This window comes from Actinoplanes sp. NPDC051388, assembly GCF_055586225.1.
Map to the genome: position 1 here is coordinate 613,410 of NZ_JBVJIP010000003.1, position 18,694 is coordinate 632,103.

17 protein-coding genes are annotated in these 18,694 nt (G+C 70.4%); 12 read left to right on the top strand and 5 right to left on the bottom strand.

The features are described from left to right. Positions 1 to 5 precede the first annotated feature (5 nt). Together ACZ6TI_RS11270 and ACZ6TI_RS11275 are read left to right on the top strand one after the other, a co-directional pair. Positions 6 to 2,486: a bifunctional FO biosynthesis protein CofGH gene (locus ACZ6TI_RS11270; RefSeq protein ID WP_465344863.1), complete on the top strand. Its 2,481-nt coding sequence runs from the start codon at positions 6 to 8 to the stop codon at positions 2,484 to 2,486. 281 nt (positions 2,487 to 2,767) lie between these two features. Further along, positions 2,768 to 3,025, top strand: coding sequence for a WhiB family transcriptional regulator (locus tag ACZ6TI_RS11275; RefSeq protein WP_285690347.1), 258 nt, complete (start codon positions 2,768 to 2,770; stop codon positions 3,023 to 3,025). Here ACZ6TI_RS11275 and ACZ6TI_RS11280 read toward each other — a convergent pair. Next, entirely contained in the window at positions 3,022 to 3,402 is a 381-nt protein-coding gene (locus tag ACZ6TI_RS11280) for a metallopeptidase family protein (protein WP_465344999.1), read from the bottom strand. The two genes, ACZ6TI_RS11275 and ACZ6TI_RS11280, sit on opposite strands and share 4 nt — an antisense overlap. A 277-nt stretch (positions 3,403 to 3,679) precedes the next feature. Here ACZ6TI_RS11280 and ACZ6TI_RS11285 point away from each other — a divergent pair, with 277 nt between their 5' ends. After that, positions 3,680 to 4,033 carry a DUF3499 domain-containing protein gene (locus tag ACZ6TI_RS11285; protein ID WP_465344864.1) on the top strand — a complete coding sequence of 118 codons (354 nt, stop codon included), beginning with the start codon at positions 3,680 to 3,682 and terminating at the stop codon, positions 4,031 to 4,033. A 524-nt stretch (positions 4,034 to 4,557) separates the two neighbouring features. Here the strand turns inward: ACZ6TI_RS11285 and ACZ6TI_RS11290 are convergent. Next, entirely contained in the window at positions 4,558 to 4,692 is a 135-nt protein-coding gene (locus ACZ6TI_RS11290) for a hypothetical protein (protein WP_465344865.1), read from the bottom strand. A gap of 469 nt (positions 4,693 to 5,161) precedes the next feature. Here ACZ6TI_RS11290 and ACZ6TI_RS11295 point away from each other — a divergent pair, with 469 nt between their 5' ends. After that, positions 5,162 to 6,547 (top strand): serine hydrolase, encoded by a 1,386-nt coding sequence (locus ACZ6TI_RS11295; RefSeq protein ID WP_465344866.1) that lies wholly within the window; start codon positions 5,162 to 5,164, stop codon positions 6,545 to 6,547. 40 nt (positions 6,548 to 6,587) lie between these two features. On the opposite strand, the gene ACZ6TI_RS11300 is transcribed toward ACZ6TI_RS11295, so the two are convergent. From ACZ6TI_RS11300 to ACZ6TI_RS11310, 3 genes are all read right to left on the bottom strand, one after another. Beyond that, positions 6,588 to 6,923: a DUF779 domain-containing protein gene (locus ACZ6TI_RS11300; protein ID WP_465345000.1), complete on the bottom strand. Its 336-nt coding sequence runs from the start codon at positions 6,921 to 6,923 to the stop codon at positions 6,588 to 6,590. Between the two features lie 48 nt (positions 6,924 to 6,971). Further along, on the bottom strand, positions 6,972 to 8,495 hold the full coding sequence (gene exaC / locus ACZ6TI_RS11305; protein WP_465344867.1) for an acetaldehyde dehydrogenase ExaC: 1,524 nt from the start codon (positions 8,493 to 8,495) through the stop codon (positions 6,972 to 6,974). Between the two features lie 131 nt (positions 8,496 to 8,626). Further along, positions 8,627 to 9,901 carry a GAF domain-containing protein gene (locus ACZ6TI_RS11310; RefSeq protein WP_465344868.1) on the bottom strand — a complete coding sequence of 425 codons (1,275 nt, stop codon included), beginning with the start codon at positions 9,899 to 9,901 and terminating at the stop codon, positions 8,627 to 8,629. 64 nt (positions 9,902 to 9,965) lie between these two features. Here ACZ6TI_RS11310 and ACZ6TI_RS11315 point away from each other — a divergent pair, with 64 nt between their 5' ends. The 8 genes from ACZ6TI_RS11315 to ahcY all read left to right on the top strand — a co-directional run bounded on the left by ACZ6TI_RS11315 (position 9,966) and on the right by ahcY (position 18,603). Further along, positions 9,966 to 10,607 (top strand): endonuclease V, encoded by a 642-nt coding sequence (locus ACZ6TI_RS11315; protein ID WP_465344869.1) that lies wholly within the window; start codon positions 9,966 to 9,968, stop codon positions 10,605 to 10,607. A 95-nt stretch (positions 10,608 to 10,702) separates the two neighbouring features. Continuing rightward, entirely contained in the window at positions 10,703 to 12,082 is a 1,380-nt protein-coding gene (locus ACZ6TI_RS11320) for a phosphomannomutase/phosphoglucomutase (RefSeq protein WP_465344870.1), read from the top strand. A gap of 51 nt (positions 12,083 to 12,133) precedes the next feature. Next, positions 12,134 to 12,316 (top strand): Trm112 family protein, encoded by a 183-nt coding sequence (locus ACZ6TI_RS11325; RefSeq protein ID WP_465344871.1) that lies wholly within the window; start codon positions 12,134 to 12,136, stop codon positions 12,314 to 12,316. Positions 12,317 to 12,324: 8 nt separating this feature from the next. Continuing rightward, positions 12,325 to 13,539 carry an SIS domain-containing protein gene (locus ACZ6TI_RS11330; protein ID WP_465345001.1) on the top strand — a complete coding sequence of 405 codons (1,215 nt, stop codon included), beginning with the start codon at positions 12,325 to 12,327 and terminating at the stop codon, positions 13,537 to 13,539. Continuing rightward, positions 13,536 to 14,495 carry a cation diffusion facilitator family transporter gene (locus tag ACZ6TI_RS11335; RefSeq protein WP_465344872.1) on the top strand — a complete coding sequence of 320 codons (960 nt, stop codon included), beginning with the start codon at positions 13,536 to 13,538 and terminating at the stop codon, positions 14,493 to 14,495. The genes ACZ6TI_RS11330 and ACZ6TI_RS11335 overlap by 4 nt, the downstream gene beginning before the upstream one ends. After that, positions 14,492 to 15,685, top strand: coding sequence for a mannose-6-phosphate isomerase, class I (manA, locus tag ACZ6TI_RS11340; RefSeq protein WP_465344873.1), 1,194 nt, complete (start codon positions 14,492 to 14,494; stop codon positions 15,683 to 15,685). Before ACZ6TI_RS11335 ends, manA begins: the two co-directional genes overlap by 4 nt. Before the next feature lie 201 nt (positions 15,686 to 15,886). Then, the gene (locus tag ACZ6TI_RS11345) at positions 15,887 to 16,138 is read left to right on the top strand and encodes a hypothetical protein (RefSeq protein ID WP_465344874.1); all 252 of its coding nucleotides are present in this window, start codon (positions 15,887 to 15,889) and stop codon (positions 16,136 to 16,138) included. Between the two features lie 989 nt (positions 16,139 to 17,127). Next, the gene (gene ahcY / locus ACZ6TI_RS11350) at positions 17,128 to 18,603 is read left to right on the top strand and encodes an adenosylhomocysteinase (RefSeq protein WP_465344875.1); all 1,476 of its coding nucleotides are present in this window, start codon (positions 17,128 to 17,130) and stop codon (positions 18,601 to 18,603) included. Positions 18,604 to 18,694 lie beyond the last annotated feature (91 nt).

The following is an 18,694-nucleotide window of genomic DNA, read 5'->3' on the forward strand; positions in this document are numbered from 1 at the left end:
AGGGCGTGGCTGACGTAACCGAGGCGAGCATCCGCCGTGCCCTGCGGCGTGCATCCGACGGCAAGGCGATCGACGCGGGTGAGGCGACCGCGCTGCTCTCCGCCGCGGGGGAGTCGTTCGAGCAACTGCTGACGATCGCCGGCGGGGTGCGGGACGCGGGACTGCGGGAGGCCGGGCGGCCGGGCGTGGTCACGTACTCGAAAAAGGTCTTCATCCCGCTGACCAGGCTGTGTCGCGATCGGTGTCACTACTGCACCTTCGCGACCGTGCCGCACCGCCTGCCGGACGCGTTCCTGGAGCGCGACGAGGTGCTGGCGATCGCCCGCGAGGGCGCCGCGCAGGGCTGCAAGGAAGCGCTGTTCACGCTCGGCGACGCGCCCGAGGACCGCTGGCCGGCGGCCCGCGCCTGGCTGGACGAGCGGGGTTACGACTCCACGCTGGACTACGTGCGGGCCTGCGCGATCGCGGTGCTCGAGGAGACCGGCCTGCTGCCGCACCTCAACCCGGGTGTGATGAGCTGGGCCGATCTGCAGCGGCTCAAGCCGGTCGCGCCGAGCATGGGGATGATGCTGGAGACCACCGCCACCCGGCTGTGGTCGGAGCAGGGCGGCCCGCACTACGGCTCGCCGGACAAGGAGCCGGCCGTCCGGCTGCGGGTGCTGGACGACGCCGGCCGGGTCGGGGTGCCGTTCACCACCGGCATCCTGATCGGCATCGGCGAGACCGTCGAGGAGCGCGCCGACGCGATCTTCGCGATGCGGCGCACGGCCCGCGAGTTCGGGCACATCCAAGAGGTGATCATCCAGAACTTCCGCGCGAAGCCGGACACGGCGATGCGCGGCATGCCCGACGCGGAGCTGCGCGAGCTGGCCGCGACGGTGGCGACCGCCCGGATTCTCCTCGGCCCGAGGGCCCGCATCCAGGCGCCGCCGAACCTGATCGACGCCGAGTTCGACCTGCTGTTGCGGGCCGGCATCGACGACTGGGGTGGCGTGTCGCCGGTGACGCCCGACCACGTCAATCCCGAGCGCCCGTGGCCGCAGATCGAGCACCTTCGCCAGATGTCTCGCAAGGCAGGGTTCGAGCTGCGGGAACGACTGACGATCTATCCCGAGTACGTGCTGCGTGGCGAGAACTGGCTCGATCCCCGGCTGGCCGCCCACGTGGCCGCACTGGCCGGACCGGACGGGCTGGCCAACGAGGACGCCATGCCGGTCGGGCGGCCGTGGCAGGAGCCTGACGACGCGTTCGGAGGCGGACGGACCGATCTGTTCGCCACGATCGACACCGACGGCCGGACCAGCGACCGGCGTGGCGACTTCGACAGCGTCTACGGCGACTGGGCTGAGGTGGCGGCGCACGTCACCGCCGGCGCGGCATTGCCGACCGACGTCCTCGCCGGGCTGAAGCTGGCCGCCGCAAACCCGGCCGCGCTGCTCGAACCCGGCAATGAGGACAAAGCGCTAGCGCTCTTCAACGCCGACGGCTCGGCGCTGGACGAGCTGGCCCGGCTGGCCGACGACGTGCGCCGCGACGTCAACGGCGACGACATCACCTACGTGGTGAACCGGAACATCAACTTCTCCAACGTCTGCTATGTGGGCTGCCGGTTCTGTGCGTTCGCGCAGCGCGAGAAGGACGCCGACGCCTACCGGTTGTCGGTGTCCCAGGTCGCCGACCGGGCCGAGGAGGCGTGGCGGGACGGCGCCTCCGAGGTCTGCATGCAGGGCGGCATCGACCCCAAGATGCCCGTGACCGCATATGCCGACCTGGTCCGCGCGGTGAAGGAACGGGTGCCGGGGATGCACGTCCACGCGTACTCGCCGATGGAGATCGTGACGGGTGCGGCCAAGGCCGGCGTGTCCGTGCGGGAGTGGCTGACCGGCCTCAAGGAGGCCGGCCTGGACACCATCCCGGGCACCGCCGCCGAGATCCTCGACGACGACGTCCGCTGGGTGCTGACCAAGGGCAAGCTGCCCGCCTCCGCCTGGATCGACGTGGTCTCCACCGCGCACCAGCTCGGCATCCGGTCCAGCTCCACGATGATGTACGGCCACGTCGACCACCCACGCCAGTGGCTCGGCCACTTCCGGGTGCTCGCCGAGATCCAGGACCGCACCGGCGGCTTCACCGAGTTCGTCGGCCTGCCGTTCATCCACACCAACGCGCCGATCTATCTGGCCGGCATCGCCCGCCCCGGCCCGACCTGGCGGGAAAACCGGGTGGTGCACGCGATGGCCCGCCTGCTGCTGCACGGCCGGATCGACAACATCCAGTGCTCCTGGGTGAAGCTCGGCGACGAGGGCACCCGGGTGATGCTCGACGGCGGCTGCAACGATCTCGGCGGCACGCTGATGGAGGAGACCATCTCGCGGATGGCGGGTTCGGAGCACGGCTCGGCCCGCACGGTTGCCCAATTGAAGGAGCTCGCGGCGGCCGCGGGGCGCCCGGCAGTGGAACGAACGACGGTATATGGGCGCCGCTAGATCACAAATTGGGTAAAATCGGACGTGACGCGCCGCGTTGGCGTTACCAATCGCTCGCTCTGACAGATAGGGCAGGAACGGGACCACGAGGCGTCCGGACGCTTCGGGGAAACGGGCCTATTTATCAGGTTCGGCTTGACGACGCACGCATTACACGCGTGTAATTTCGGTGGGGTTGCGGGACCGAGGGGCGCGAGCACCTCAGCACCGCAAGAAACACGCCGCGTGCGTGGGGGGTCAGCGCCGGCTTCGCGGCCGGCGCAGGAATTGGAGGCACGCCGATGGAAGCGCAGGTGGAAGGGGTCGACCTGCTCGGGGACGCACCCGAGTGGCAGGAGCGAGCGCTCTGCTCGCAGACCGATCCAGAGGCATTCTTCCCGGAGAAGGGCGGCTCGACGCGCGAGGCGAAGCGCATCTGCGGCCGCTGCGACGTCAAGGGGGAGTGCTTGGAGTACGCGTTGGGGCACGACGAGCGCTTCGGCATCTGGGGTGGGCTGTCCGAGCGTGAGCGTCGCAAGCTCAAGCGGCGGGTGGCTTAAGCAAGCTCGTCCGGGTCGACGCCGAGCAGGTTGGCTACCTGCTCGATGATCACATCGTGCACGAGGTCGGCGAGGTCCTCACGGTCCATCGCCCGGAACTCCAGCGGTCGGCGATAGAGCACGATCCGCGGGGGCAACTCCTGGCGGCCCGGGCGCCCGGGCAACAGCCGGGCCAGCGGGACCTCGCCGTCCTCCAGCACGTCGGAGTCATAGACATTGAGCTCGGGCGGCACGTCCTCGACGGCGAACTCGACGCCGGCCAGCTCCTTGGCATAACGCCGCTCGAGGCTCTCGACCGTGTCGAGCACCAGGTCGTCGAAGATCTCCGCCTTGGTCCGCGCCAGCGGCACGGTGGCGGGCACCAGGCGGCCGCGCAGGCCCCGACCGTGGCGATCACGGCGGGCGGGACGCCCCGGACCGGCGGACCGCGCGGCCCTGCCCGGGTCGGCGGTGCGGTGGCGGTCCGGGCTGGTGGTCACGGGTGAACTGTAGTCCCGTCATGACGCCTGGAGCGGTCAGCCTGTTGCGTCGGAGTTTCGTCCTGACGAATTCGCCTATTTGGGACGGCGTGTCGAGCCGCCATGGCCGAATCGTGATGCATGGTGGTACGGCGTGTCGCTGCCTCCGCGGACGCTGGAGAGATAACGTGCCGCCGTGAGGTCCCCACGGCGCTGCTCCCGAAACGGCTGTCCGAGACAGGCGGTCGCCACTCTGACCTACGTCTACAACGATTCCACCGCGGTGGTCGGACCGCTGGCGGCCTTCGCCGAACCCCACACATATGACCTCTGCGAACCCCACGCGCGCAGCCTCACCGCCCCCCGAGGCTGGGATCTGGTCCGCCACGACGGCGACTTCGCCCCACCGCCGCCCACCACCGACGACCTGGTCGCCCTCGCCGACGCCGTGCGAGAGGCCGGACGCCCGGCGCCGCCCCCGCGCCCCGACGAACACGACCAGATCCAAACGGGCCGCCGAGGGCACCTGCGCGTGATTCCGCCCGGCTGAAACTTCAAGATCAAAGGCTTGTAGGGATACGAGCCATCTGAAGTCCCGTGGTCTCAGCGGACCGAGGCGCCCCTCAAGGCCGCACGCCGCCCCCGGCCCGGCCGTTGCGCCATGCCCCACACCCACCCAGGCGTCGCTTTCGCTGTTGCCGAGGACGGCTGCCTGTCCTGCCCGCGCATGGACGCCTCAGACGTGGCAGTCTCGCCACCTCGCGGACCTTGGCGCCATTGTTTCTCCCCGGCCTCGGTGCCATCGCCTCTCGCGGCCTCGGTGCCGCCCCCGCCTCTTCCAACCCCCGGTGCCGCCGCCTCGTCCGTGGCCAGGCGCTACTGCCTCTCCCAACCCCCGGTGCCGCCGCCTCCCCAGGCCAGGCACCGCCACCTCTCCCAGGCCAGGCACCGCCACCTCCCCCACCCAGGCACTGGGTGGGCCTCAACTTAGGCCGGCGGTACGACGTTTTCCGGTCACAGCTGATCTTCCTGTGGACAGTCGGTGCCGGCCGCCGCCCGCACGGCCGCCGCGGATCAGGCCATCAGGTGCAGATCGCGGCAGCACGCCGCGATCAGGCGGCCGTCCGCCGCCCACGCCACAGCGGTCGCCGCGCAGGGCAGCGTGGTCGTGTCGCGGACGTGGCCGGTGTCCCGGTCTGCGAGAGACAACGAGCCGTCCTCGCGAGCGACCGCCACCACCGAATCGGCCGCCGCGATCGCCGTGACCGGTGAGTCGCCGCTGGGCCCAGGACGACCGCGAAGCCCGTTTCCGGGTCGCGCACCCGGGCAATCTCCCCGAGCACGGTCACGATGCGACCGGCCCCGACCCAGCCGACCACCCGTTCGCCGATCTCGGTCGCGTCCGTCGCCGGTGTCGGAATCTCCCGTCCGGCAGCCGGGTCCCAGATCTGAAGCGGACCCGGCATGCGGGTGATCGCCGCCCGCCCGTCGCGGACCGCGACGCCATTCGGCCAGGTCTCCCCGGGCACCACTCCCGCACGCGCGCCGCCGGCCAGGTCGATCACCGCGACGGTCCGGTCACAGCCGCTGGTCGGCACGGTCGCCGGAAATGCCAAAGGGTTTGACTGATGGATGTAGCTTTGCGCCGCATTGTCAATCGAATGGTGGGAGTGCAACGTTGCGGAAGAAACGGTTGATTGCTGGAGCGGCGGCCGCGGTGCTCACGGCCGGGCTCCTGACCGTCACGATCAGCGCGAACGCGGAGACCGTCCGACCTGAACCGTCGCTCGCCGAGTTCCTGCAGAACACAATGGACGAACTCGCCTTCCAGGAGGTGCTCGACCTCGACCCGCCGACTGCGGCGAAGAAGACGACGACCGTCGACAAGGAGGCCCGCGGCCCGGCGACGAGCACCGCCGCCGCGGAGCCGATCTCGCAGCAGCCGCAGATCAACGCCACCGTCCTCGAGCTGAACGCGGCCGGGGCGATCACCGGCTCGGCGACCGTGCTGATGAGCCCGCAGTACGAGCACGGCGTCGTGCTGCCGGTGGACGACAACCTGCACTCCACTGCCGTGCGGTGGCGGCAGTGGGACGACGCCGGTTGGTATGCCAACCACGCGCAGGGAACGATCGATGTGGTGCCCGGCCGGGAGGACGCCGAGCTCGACTTCATGCTGCCGTACCCGGCGTCGGTGCTGAAGCTGATGGTGAACTTCGGCGTGCTGCGCATGATCGACCGGGGCGAGATCGCGCTGGACGACACGTACGACTACGCGCCCACCACGCTCAGCTCGCTGTGCGGCAACGCGAGCAGTGACACGATCCGCAACTATGTGGACCGGTCGCTGACCGAGTCGTCCAATGCGGCCACCTGCGCGCTGGTCAAGATGATGCACGACCACGGCGCGATCGACGGCCTGAACCAGCAGTTCCAGGATCTCGGCCTGGAGACGCTGCAGCTGAAGAACACCAACCCGGTGAACGGCGGTCGCTGGGGCAACGCGGTCACGATGAGCTCGCTGGACACGGCCAAGCTGCTGGCCATCGTCAACGGCGGCGCCGGCACGCTGTGGACCGCTCCGAGCGGCGAGCCGGTCACCAGGGACGTGCTCTCGCGCTCGTCGCGGGCGCTGTTCCTGGCCAAGCTCCGGGACCAGGGCTGGAACTGGATGCTGTCGACGACCAACTACTGCGGGCGGGACTATCCGGCGGCGGGCATCCCGCAGAAGGTGGCGAACCGCTGGATCGCGCCCGACGGCACGGTCACGGTGGACGGCAACGCGTTCGGCGAGGACGTGCGGCCGTGCAACAAGGCCGCCGAGGTGACCTTCGCGCACAAGCCGGGCTGGGTGAACAACAGCGGCGCGGACGCCGGCATCGTCAAGTCGCTTCCGGGCAAGAAGAAGCGGAACTACATCGTCGCGGTGTTCTCGAACCTCGGTGACCAGTACACCGACCCGGGCCGCCCGGAGACGCCGGCCGGGACCGTCCCGGTCGAGTACACGGAGAAGTTCGCGCAGCTCGGCGCGGCCCTCGACGATTACGAGGCCGGCAAGAAATAGGAATGAGGTCGCCCGGGCCAGACGGCCCGGGCGACCAAAATCAAACGGTGGAAAGCTCGGCGATCTCGGCCTCGGTGAGCAGCCGGCTCCGGATCAGGAAGCGAACGCCTTCCGGCGCCTCCAGCGAGAAGCCGGAACCGCGCCCCTTCACCACGTCCACCGTGAGGTGGGTGTGCTTCCAGAGCGCGAACTGCGACTTCGACATCCAGAACGTCACCGGCTCGTCGATGCCGTCGATCTTCAGCGCTTCGAGAAGCACATCGGACGCACCGGTGCGGAACTCGCCCTCGAGGTAACACATGGGCGAGCTTCCGTCGCAGCAGCCACCGGACTGGTGGAACATCAGTGGACCGTGCGCCGCCCGCAGCGACCGCATCAGATCGGCCGCCGCGGGGGTCACGTCAACTCGGGTCACGGACATGACTTAGAAGAAGCCGAGCGCGTCGGGGGAGTAGGAGACCAGCAGGTTCTTGGTCTGCTGGTAGTGGTCCAGCATCATCTTGTGGTTCTCGCGGCCGATGCCGGACTGCTTGTAGCCACCGAACGCGGCGTGTGCCGGGTACTGGTGGTAGCAGTTCGTCCACACCCGGCCGGCCTTGATCGCCCGCCCGGCCCGGTACGCCTCGTTGCCGTCCCGCGTCCACACGCCGGCGCCGAGGCCGTAGAGCGTGTCGTTGGCGATCTTGATGCCGTCCGCGTAGTCGGCGAACGACGTCACCGACACCACCGGTCCGAAGATCTCCTCCTGGAAGATCCGCATCGAGTTCGACCCCTCGAAGATCGTCGGCTGCACGTAGTAGCCGCCGGAGAGGTTGCCGCCGAGCTCCGACTTGGCCCCGCCGACGAGCACCTTCGCGCCCTCCTGCCGGCCGATGTCGAAGTAGGACAGGATCTTCTCGAGCTGGTCGTTGGACGCCTGCGCGCCGACCTGCGTGTCGGTGTCCAGCGGGTTGCCCTGCACCAGGTTCTCCACCCGCTTGACACCCGCGGCCAGGAAGTCCGAGTAGTGGCCCTGCTGGATCAGCGCACGCGACGGGCAGGTGCAGACCTCGCCCTGGTTCAGCGCGAACATCGCGAAGCCCTCGAGCGCCTTGTTCATGAACGCGTCGTCGGCGGTGGAGACCGAGTCGAAGAAGATGTTCGGGCTCTTGCCGCCCAGCTCCAGCGTGACCGGGATCAGGTTCTCCGAGGCGTACTGCATGATCAGCCGGCCGGTCGTGGTCTCACCGGTGAAGGCGACCTTGGCGACCCGGCTCGACGACGCCAGCGGCTTGCCGGCCTCGACGCCGAACCCGTTCACGATGTTCAGCACGCCGGGTGGCAGCAGGTCGCCGACCAGCGAGATCAGGTAGTGGATCGACGCCGGGGTCTGCTCGGCCGGCTTGAGCACCACCGCGTTGCCCGCGGCCAGCGCCGGGGCGAGCTTCCAGACCGCCATCAGGATCGGGAAGTTCCACGGGATGATCTGCGCGACCACGCCCAGCGGCTCGTGGAAGTGGTAGGCGACGGTGTCGTCGTCGATCTCGCCGAGCGAGCCCTCTTGGGCGCGCAGGGCGCCGGCGAAGTAGCGGAAGTGGTCGATCGCCAGCGGGATGTCGGCGGCCAGGGTCTCGCGTACCGGCTTGCCGTTCTCCCAGGCCTCGGCGACCGCGATCTTCTCGAGATTCGCCTCCATCCGGTCGGCGATCTTGTTGAGGATGTTGGCCCGCTCGGCGACCGACGTGCGGCCCCAGGCGTCCGCCGCGCCGTGCGCCGCGTCGAGGGCGCGCTCGACGTCCTCGGCGGTGCCCCGGGCGATCTCACAGAAGTTCTCACCGGTCACCGGCGAGGGGTTCTCGAAGTATTGGCCCTTCACCGGCGGGACGTACTCACCGCCGATGTAGTGGTTGTAGCGGGACTCGTAGTTGACGATCGCGCCGTCCGAGCCGGGCGGGGAGTAAACGGTCATGCTTCGCCTCCATCGCGTGTGATGCACGCAACGTTAGTTACGAAGACGTTGCAAGGACGTTGCAAAGACCAACCCAAGAGAACGGTACGGGCCATCGAACGTCCCGTGACCCACGCCGGCCACCGTCGTGGTCAGGGCCGCACGCCACCACCGGCCCGGATGCCGAACTCGGCGGCCAGCTGACCGATCCGCTGCAGCGCCGTCGTCCGGGCCGGGGACCGAGCCGGGAGCAGCTCGGCGCACCTCTCCCACATCTCCAGGTCCTCGGCGCCCCACGAGGAGCGGATCCAGGCTTCGAGCAGGGCGCGGTCGCCGCCGGCCAGCACCGCCGCCCGCAGCTCGCCCTCGATCTTGCGGCGCAGCCGGGCGACACCGGGCGCGTCCGAGGCGGGCAGCAGCGGCCCGGCGTACCCGGCCAGCGCCTCGGCGACCCGGCCGCGCTCCAGCAGGTGGTTGACCGCCAGGAAGTCGGCGCCCAGTTCGGCGCGCAGCCGGTAGGGCCGGGAGTCCAGCAGCTCCGGCCCGAGGATGCGGCGCAGGCGGGAGAGCTCGGCCCGCACCGTGACCGGGTTCAGGTCGTCCCGATAAAGATCCAGACCCAGCTGATCTCCGGTGCGCCCCTCCGGGTGCAACAGGAGCAGGACGAGCAGCTCCGAGTGCCGGCGACCGAGCCGGATCCGCTTGCCGCCGATGGTCACCAGGGCCTCGTCGCGCCCGAGTGCCGCCACCGCGGGCGTGTCGCTCGCGGGGGGCTGGTGGCTAGACAGGTAGGCCTCGGCGGCCAGTGCGGTGGCGCGTACCAGAGCAAGGCTGTGGGGGTTGGCGAGATGATCTCCACCGGTCACGTCGATGGCGCCCAGCAGACGCCCGGTGGCGGGATCGTGGATCGGGGCGGCCGCGCAGGTCCAGCGCTGCACCGGCCGGCTGAAGTGCTCGGTGGCGAAGATCTGCAGCGAGTGGTCCACGGCCAGCGCGGTGCCGGGGGCGTTGGTGCCGGCATGCGCCTCGTCCCAGAGCGCGCCGGGCACGAAGTTCATCGACTCGGCCCCGCGCAGCACCGACGCGGTGCCCTCCACCCAGAGCAGCCGGCCGTGCGCGTCGCAGACCGCCATCAGATGATCGCCGTCGTCGGCCAGCCCGCCGAGCAGGTTGCGGAAGATCGGCAGCACCCGGGCCAGCGGATGTGCCGCGCGGTAGGCCTCCAGGTCGCCGTCGCTGAGATCGATCGGCGGCATGCTGTCCGGCGTGATCGCACCGGCCGAGCGCCGCCAGGAATCGGCGACCACGTTGCGGATCGGCTGGTTCGTCCGGTCTCCGGTCACGAACCGCTCATGCGCAAGCCCCACCTGACGAATCCGCTCCGCCGGGTCGGCGCCCAGGTCAAGGGCGAGCCACGGGTTGGCCATGCGCACCTCCACTCCCCACCATCGTGACCCCCATCACGCCCGCCGACAACCCTAAGGTGGCCCGGTGGATTGGCCGCGAACCGAAGAAGAAGCCCGGGCGGTGCAGGACGCGCTCCGGCCGCGGCTGCTGGGCGGTCCCGGACCGGCGGACCCGGCCACCTTCGCCGGGGTCGACGTCGCCTACCAGGACGATCGCCTCGCCGCCGCGGTGGTCGTGCTCGGCGCCGACCTGACGGTCCGCGACCGGGTCGTGGTCAAAGGCAAACCCGCCTTCGGGTACGTCCCCGGCCTGTTCGCCTTCCGCGAGCTGCCCGCCGTGCTCGACGCGTTCGAGCGGCTCACCGTGCGCCCCGACGTGGTCGTCTGCGACGGGCAGGGCCTGGCCCACCCGCGCCGGTTCGGGCTCGCCTGCCACCTCGGCGTGCTGCTCGACCTGCCCAGCTTCGGCGTCGGCAAGACCCGGCTGATCGGGCACGCGGACCAGCCGGGGGAGCGGCGCGGCGACCGGTCCCCGCTGGTGGACGACGGCGAGGTGGTCGGTGCGCTGCTGCGGACCCGGGACCGGGTCAAGCCGGTCTATGTGTCGGTCGGCCACCGGATGGACCTGGACACCGCCTGCGCGCTCACGCTGCGGCTGACCCCGTCCTTCCGGCTGCCGGAGACCACCCGGGCATCGGATCGGCTGGGCCGCGATGCGCTGCTGTAACGCAGCCGAGACCGGCCCGCTGCGACGTTGGGGCCTTTCCGATACCGGTGCTCCGATAGTCTCGCGACAGGACTTCCAGGCCTGAGGAGCGAGCATTGTCTGATCTGTCGCAGATCGTCAAGGCGTACGACGTGCGCGGTGTCGTCCCCGACCAGTTCAACGAGTCGGTGGCCCGGGCGCTCGGCATCGCGTTCGTCGAGATGCTGCGAGAGTCCGGTGACGACGCCGATCGGATCGTGCTGGCCCACGACATGCGCGCCTCGGGCCCCAGCCTCGCGGCCGCGTTCGGCCGCGGGGCCAACGCCGCCGGCTCGGCCGTCGTGCACATCGGCCTCGGCTCGACCGACCAGCTCTACTACGCATCCGGCGCCCTCGGGCTGCCCGGCGCGATGTTCACCGCCAGCCACAACCCGGCGCAATACAACGGCATCAAGCTGTGCCGCTCCGGCGCGCGCCCGGTCGGCCAGGACAGCGGCCTGGCCGTCGTCCGGCAGCGGGCCCAGGAGCTGCTCGGCGACCTGGACGAGGTGGCCGACGGCCCGGAGCGCGTCGAGCACCGCGACCTGCTCGCGGACTATGCGGCGCACCTGCGCAAGCTGGTCGACCTGTCCGGCATCCGCCCGCTGCGGGTGATCGTGGACGCGGGCAACGGCATGGGCGGGTTCACCGTGCCGGCCGTGCTCGGCGACCAGGTGCTGCCGGCCCTGCCGCTCGAGATCGTGCCGCTCTATTTCGAACTCGACGGCACCTTCCCCAACCACGAGGCCAACCCGCTCGACCCGGCCAACCTGGTCGACCTGCAAGAAGCCGTCCGCACCCAGGGCGCCGACCTCGGGCTCGCCTTCGACGGCGACGCGGACCGCTGCTTCGTGGTGGACGAAAACGGCGACCCGGTCTCGCCGTCCGCCATCACCGCCCTGGTGGCGACCCGTGAGCTGGCCAAGTTCCCGGGCAGCACGGTGATCCACAACCTGATCACGTCGGCCGCGGTGCCGGAGATCATCATCGAGCGTGGCGGCAAGCCGGTGCGCAGCCGGGTCGGCCACTCCTTCATCAAGGCCGAGATGGCCCGCACCAACGCGGTCTTCGGCGGCGAGCACTCCGCGCACTACTACTTCCGTGACTTCTGGTTCGCCGACACCGGCATGCTGGCCGCGATGCACGTGCTGGCCGCGCTGGGCGGGCAGGAGCAGCCGCTGTCGGAGTTCGCCGCGGAGTTCGAGCGATACACCGCCTCCGGCGAGATCAACTCCACGGTCCAGGACGCAAAGGCCAAGACCGCTGAGGTACGCGCCGCGTACCCGGACGCGACCTTCGACGAGCTGGACGGGCTGACCGCGCGGCTCAGCGACGGCGCCTGGTTCAACCTGCGGGCGTCCAACACCGAGCCGCTGCTCCGGCTGAATGTGGAGGCGGCCAAGCCGGATCGGATGGCCGCCCTGCGCGACGAGGTGCTCGCGATCGTCCGAGGTTAGGATCGTCAACGCTCAGCCTCACCCGCCCCACGCAGCAAGGAGCCTGACCCGGTGGCCCTCGATCCGCAGTTGCTGGACATCCTGGCCTGCCCGGACACGCATCACGCACCGCTCGACCACGACGCCGAGGCGCAGACGCTGACCTGCACCGAGTGCGGCCGGGTGTTCGAGATCCGTGATGACATCCCGGTGCTGCTTCTCGACGAAGCCCGTCCCGGCAAGGCGGCTTCATGAGCGCGCCGATGGACGGCACGGCCGGGGTGCACGGCCACCGGCACGCGGACGAGTCCCTGCTGGACGACGAAAAGGCGATGCTCGGCAACGACCCCGGCGGCATGCTGCGGGCCACCGCCTCGGCCGGCGCCCAGGTCCGCGAATCAGCGGCGCTGGCCGCCGAGGCCGACCTGAGCGGGCTCGCCGACGAGGGCCGTCCCCGCGCGGTCGTGGTGGCCGGCATCGGCACCGCCGGCCTGACCGGCAACATCCTGGCCACCGTCGCCGGGCACCGCTGCCCGGTGCCGATCATCGGCCACCGCAGCTCGGCCCTGCCCGGCTGGGTCGGCGCGGCCGACGTGGTGATCGCCGTGTCCGCCAGCGGCCGCAGCCCCGAGGCGCTGGCCGCGGCCGACGCCGCCGCCCGGCGCGGCGCCCGGCTGGTCGCGATCGGCAATCCCGACTCCGAACTGCAGGCGATGGCCGAGCGGGCCCGCGCGCCGTTCATTCCGGTGCCGCGCCGCGCGCCCGCCCGGGCCAGCCTGTGGGGGCTGACCGTGCCGGTGCTGCTGGCCGCGCGCAGCCTGGGCCTGGTCAAGGTCAACGAGGCCGATCTGGCGGAGACCGCGTCCCGGTTGGACGCCGACGCCGAGCGCTGCCGGGCCGGCGCCGAGTCGTTCGTCAACCCGGCCAAGTCGCTGGCCCTCGGGCTGGCCGGCTCGGTACCGGTGATCTGGGGCTCGTCCCCGCTGGCCACGGTCGCCGCGCGCCGGTTCGCCGACACGCTCGCGGCCAACGCGCGTTACCCGGTGATGGCCGGCGCGCTCGGCGAGGCCGGTCGCGGCCGGGTGGGCCTGCTGGACGGCGTCTTCGGCGGGCTCGCCGAGTCGTCCCGGGACATCTTCGCCGACCCGGACGAGGCCGACGACGAGGCGGCCACGCGGCTGCGGCTGGTGCTCTTCCGGGACGGCGGGCTCAACCCCGAGGAGGACGCGGACGAGCCGATCGCCGTCGAGGAGCGCCGGGCAGACGCCGTGCAGGTGCTGGCCGAGCGGCGCGGCGTGCGCTGCGACGTGCTGGTCGCCGAGGGCGGCTCCGCGCTGGAACGGCTGGCCTCGCTGGTCGCCGTTCCCGATTTCGCTTCGCTATATCTGGCACTCGCGCACGGGCTCGACCCGATGGCGGTGCCGGCCATCAACGAGATGAAGGAACTGAGCAACCCGATGCCGGAGGGAATCCAGTGAGTGCGGGCGGCGGCACCAGGGCGATCGTCGCGGCGCTCGCGGCAAATCTCGGCATCGCGGTCACCAAGTTCATCGCGTGGATGCTGACCAACTCGTCGTCGATGCTGGCCGAGTCGATCCACTCGGTCGCCGACTCGGGCAACCAGGCCCTGCTGCTGCTCGGCGGCAAGCGGGCCCAGCGCAAGGCCACCCCCGAACACCCCTTCGGGTACGGGCGGGACCGCTACATCTACGCGTTCATCGTGTCGATCGTGCTGTTCAGCGTCGGCGGACTGTTCGCGCTCTACGAGGCCTGGCACAAGCTCCAGCACCGGGAGCCGATCGACAGCTGGCACTGGGTCCCGGTGGTGGTCCTGGTGGTGGCGATCGGCCTGGAGAGTTACTCGTTCCGCACCGCCATCCACGAGTCCAATCTGGTCCGCGGCAAGTCCACCTGGGTGCAGTTCATCCGCCGGTCCAAGGCGCCGGAGCTGCCGGTGGTGCTGCTCGAGGACGCGGGCGCGCTGCTCGGCCTGATCTTCGCGCTGTTCGGCGTGGTGCTCACGCTGATCACCCACAACGGCGTCTGGGACGGCATCGGCACCGCGGCGATCGGCATCCTGCTGGTCTCGATCGCCATCGTGCTGGCGATGGAGACCAAGAGCCTGCTGCTCGGCGAGGGCGCCAACCCCGAGGACGTGCGCGCGATCGAGCAGGCCGTCCTGGCCGGCGAGGGCGTCGAGCGGATCATCCACATGAAGACGCTCTACCTGGGACCCGAGGAACTGCTGGTGGCGGCCAAGATCGCGGTGCCGCGCTCGGAGCGCGCCGACGAGATCGCCCAGCACATCAACGAGGCCGAGGCCCGCATCCGCGAGGCCATGCCGGTGGCCCGGGTGATCTACATCGAGCCGGACATCTACCACCCGGCGGAGGCGGCATCCGATTCCGCGTCGGCGACGGCCGCCGGCGCATGACCGGGATCCTCCCCCTGGCCGGCGTCATCCGGCCATATGCGTGGGGCTCCCGCACGATGCTCGCCGACCTGCAGGGCCGGCCGTCGCCCACGGACGCCCCCGAGGCCGAGCTGTGGCTGGGCGCCCACCCCGGCGACCCGTCCACGGTCACGGTCGCGGACGGCCCGATCAGCCTGGCCACGCTCATCGCGGACGACCCGAAGGGCCAGCTGGGCTCCGAGGTGGCGGACGCTTTCGGGGCGCGGCTGCCGTACCTGATGAAGGTCCTGGCCGCCGCCGCCCCGCTCTCCCTGCAGGCCCACCCCGACGCGGACTATGCGAAGGCCGCGTTCGCGGCCCAGGAGGCCGACCCGTCGCTGCCGCGCAACTACACGGACGCGTTCCACAAGCCCGAGATGCTGGTCGCGATCACGCCGTTCGAGGCGCTGTGCGGTTTCCGGGCCCCGGACGTCTCCGCGGCCGTGCTGGAGGCCTTCCACCTGCCGGCCCTGGCTCCCGTGGTGGCGGCCCTCCGGGCCGGCGCGACGGGCCTGCGAGACGCGGTGCAGCTGCTGCTGAGCTGGCCGGCCGACGACCGGGCGACGCTGATCGAGTCCGTGGTCGCGGCAGGCAATCGGCCGGGCGCCGCCGGTTCGGGGTTTGCGGACAGCTTCCGGCTCGTCCGTGAGCTGGCCGGGCACTACCCGGGCGACCCCGGCGCGCTGGTGGCCCTGCTGCTCAACCACGTGCGCCTGCAGCCCGGCGAGGCGATCTGGATGCCGGCCGGCAACCTGCACGCGTACTTGAAGGGCGCCGGCGTGGAAATCATGGCGGCCAGCGACAACGTCCTGCGCGGCGGCCTGACCCCCAAGCGGGTGGACGTCGACGAACTGCTCAGGGTCCTCCGCTTCGAGGTCCTGGACGACCCGATCTTCCCGGCGACCGAGGTGGCGCCCGGCGTGTCGACCTGGAAGGTCCCGGTGGGGGAGTTCGCCCTCTACCGGGTCGAGCCGGCCCCGACCCGCCCACCGGTCCAGCTGGAGGCCGCCGGCCCCCGCATCATCCTGGGCATCGAGGGCGACACGTTCGTGGCGGGCCCGCACGGCACCCCGACGGAACTGACGCCAGGCAAGGCCGTCTACGCCCCGGCCGACACCGGCACCATCACGATCGCAGGCACCGGCACCGCCTTCGTAGCCGCCGTCCCCTGACGCACCGGCGACCTTTCAATCCAGCGGCCGGCCGCCAGCCCAACGGGCGTCCCGCTGATCCGGCGGCGTCAATTGAGCTAGCGGGCGTCCCTCAGCCGGCGGCTGTCCCCGTGAGCGAGCTGCCGGGCCGGCGGCTGATTGCCGAGCCAGGCGATCGCCGGGCTGCAGATCGGGTGGGCTGATGGTCTTTATCATTGCCGGATGACCGATGAGACCACGCCCGACCAGCTGCGTCAGCAACTCAAGGACATCGACGAGGAGCTGGCCGAGCTCCGCCGCGTAGCCGGCGATGTGCAGTCCCGCCGAGGCGAGGACGGCGACAATTCCGAAGGCTTCCAGGAGCCCGAAGACATCGCCACCGAGCTGACCGGCCTCAACGAGACCGAGGCGGTCATCGACGTCTTGGAGCAGCGCCGAGAGCGAGTAGAGGCAAAGCTCAAAGCCCTGGGCTGAACCAAGCGTCAACGAATCCGGCATGCCCAAAACGGTAAATTTCATGATTTGCTTGACATGGGTGGATGCGGAGTGTGAATCTATAACCACGCAGCGTCATTGGTGATCGGGGGGTCCCACGGACGCGCGCGGTACCAAACCGGGGGGATGAACGGGGCGGCGGGTCTATGACCTGTCGTCCCGTTCGCTGTTCCCGCCGCATCCGCGCCGACCCACCTCATTCGCGGGCCGCTCATCCACAGGATGATCGGTCGCCACGCCGAAAATGTCGTACCGCCCGCCTAACTTCATGCCCACCCAGTGCCTGGGTGGGGGAGGTGGCGGTGCCCGCGGCCCGAGAGGTGGCGGCGCCTGCGGCCCGAGAGGTGGCGATGCCTGCGGCCCGGGAGGTGGCGATGCCTGCGGCCCGGGAGGTGGCGATGCCTGCGGCCCGAGAGGTGGCGATGCCTGCGGCCCGAGAGGTGGCGATGCCTGCGACATGGGACAAGATCGCGGCCTTTGTGGGCAAGGCGGCGGTGTTGCGGCGCGGGCGAAGGGGCGGTGAGCGGTGTCCGCGAGGCGAGCGATGCGGTGGCAGCCGCCTGCGCAGGCCGTCGGGTCCGCGCGGCCGCCGCCACCTCCCCCACCCAGGCACTGGGTGGGTTGAAACGTAGGAGTGCGGTATGACGATTTCGCCGGCTTATCCACAGGCCGCTGACCGGCTGGCCCCACGCCCGTTGGCCTCCCACGCCCATTGGCCTCCTGGGCCCGTTAGCCTCCCCGGGCCGTTGGCCCTCCGGGGGCGGCTCGGCCGCGGGGCCCGCACTGACGGGCCGGCCCACTACGCGACCTTCAGGCATGCTCCGCCCGCACAGAAAGCGGCCAGCGCACCCACCCCTCCAGCCGTATCCATGGTCGTGTTTCCGACCTTCACCAGGCACAACCCACAGACGTTCCACAGCCCAACATCCGTAGGATTGAACGCTGCCGTCCGACTTGAGGAGTCCGAATTGACCAGCACTCTGCCGGCTGACCGGCCCACCTCGGTGGCCGACGGCGACTTCAAGGTCGCCGACCTCTCACTCGCCGCGTTCGGCCGCAAGGAGATCCAGCTCGCCGAGCACGAGATGCCGGGCCTGATGTCACTCCGAGCCGAATTCGGCCCGAGCCGCCCCCTGCGTGGCGCCCGGATCACCGGTTCGCTGCACATGACCATCCAGACCGCCGTGCTGATCGAGACGCTGACCGCGCTCGGAGCACAGGTCCGGTGGGCTTCCTGCAACATCTTCTCGACGCAGGACCATGCCGCCGCGGCCGTCGTCGTCGGGCCGGACGGGTCGCCGGAGCGGCCGGCTGGTGTGCCGGTCTACGCGTGGAAGGGCGAGTCGCTCGAGGAGTACTGGTGGTGCACCGAGCGGGTCCTGCTGTGGCCGGACGGCGAGGGTCCCAACATGATCCTCGACGACGGTGGCGACGCCACGTTGCTGGTGCATCAGGGCGCCGAGTTCGAGAAGTTGGGTGTCGTCCCGCCCGCGGAGACCGCCGAGTCCGACGAGCACGCCGTCATCCTCGGGCTGCTCGCGCGCAGCCTCGAGCAGGACGACCGGCGCTGGACGCGGGTGGCCGCCGCGATCAAGGGGGTCACCGAGGAGACCACCACCGGTGTGCACAGGCTCTATGAGATGCAGCAGGCCGGCACGCTTCTGTTCCCGGCGATCAATGTGAACGACTCGGTGACCAAGTCCAAGTTCGACAACCGATACGGCTGCCGGCACTCGTTGATCGACGGCATCAATCGGGCCACCGACGTGCTGATCGGCGGCAAGGTTGCGGTGGTCTTCGGCTACGGCGACGTGGGCAAGGGCTGCGCCGAGTCGCTGCGCGGGCAGGGCGCCCGGGTGATCGTGACCGAGGTGGATCCGATCTGTGCGCTGCAGGCGGCGATGGACGGCTACCAGGTGGGCACGATCGACGACGTGGTCGAGATCGCGGACATCTTCATCACCGCGACCGGCTGCTTCGACGTGATCACCCACGAGCACATGGCCCGGATGAAGCACCAGGCGATCGTCGGCAACATCGGGCACTTCGACAACGAGATCGACATGGCCGGTCTGCAGAAGCGCGGCGATGTCACCAGGACCACGATCAAGCCGCAGGTCGACGAGTGGACGTTCGCCGACGGGCACTCGATCATCGTGCTGTCCGAGGGGCGCCTGCTGAACCTCGGTAACGCGACCGGGCATCCCTCGTTCGTGATGAGCAACAGCTTCTCGAACCAGACGATCGCGCAGATCGAACTCTTCACCAAGACCGAGGAGTACCCGGTCGGCGTCTATGTCCTGCCGAAGCACCTGGACGAGAAGGTGGCCCGGCTGCACCTGGCCGCGCTCGGCGTGAAGCTGACCGAGCTGAGCAAGGAGCAGGCCGCCTACCTGGGGGTTTCGGTCGAGGGGCCGTTCAAGCCGGACCACTATCGCTACTGAGATCGGGACCTGAAGAAGCCCCGTCCACGCCGCCGGACGGGGCTTCTCTCACGTGCCGGCGGTTGCCGCCACCGGTCCAGGTTTCGCTTTC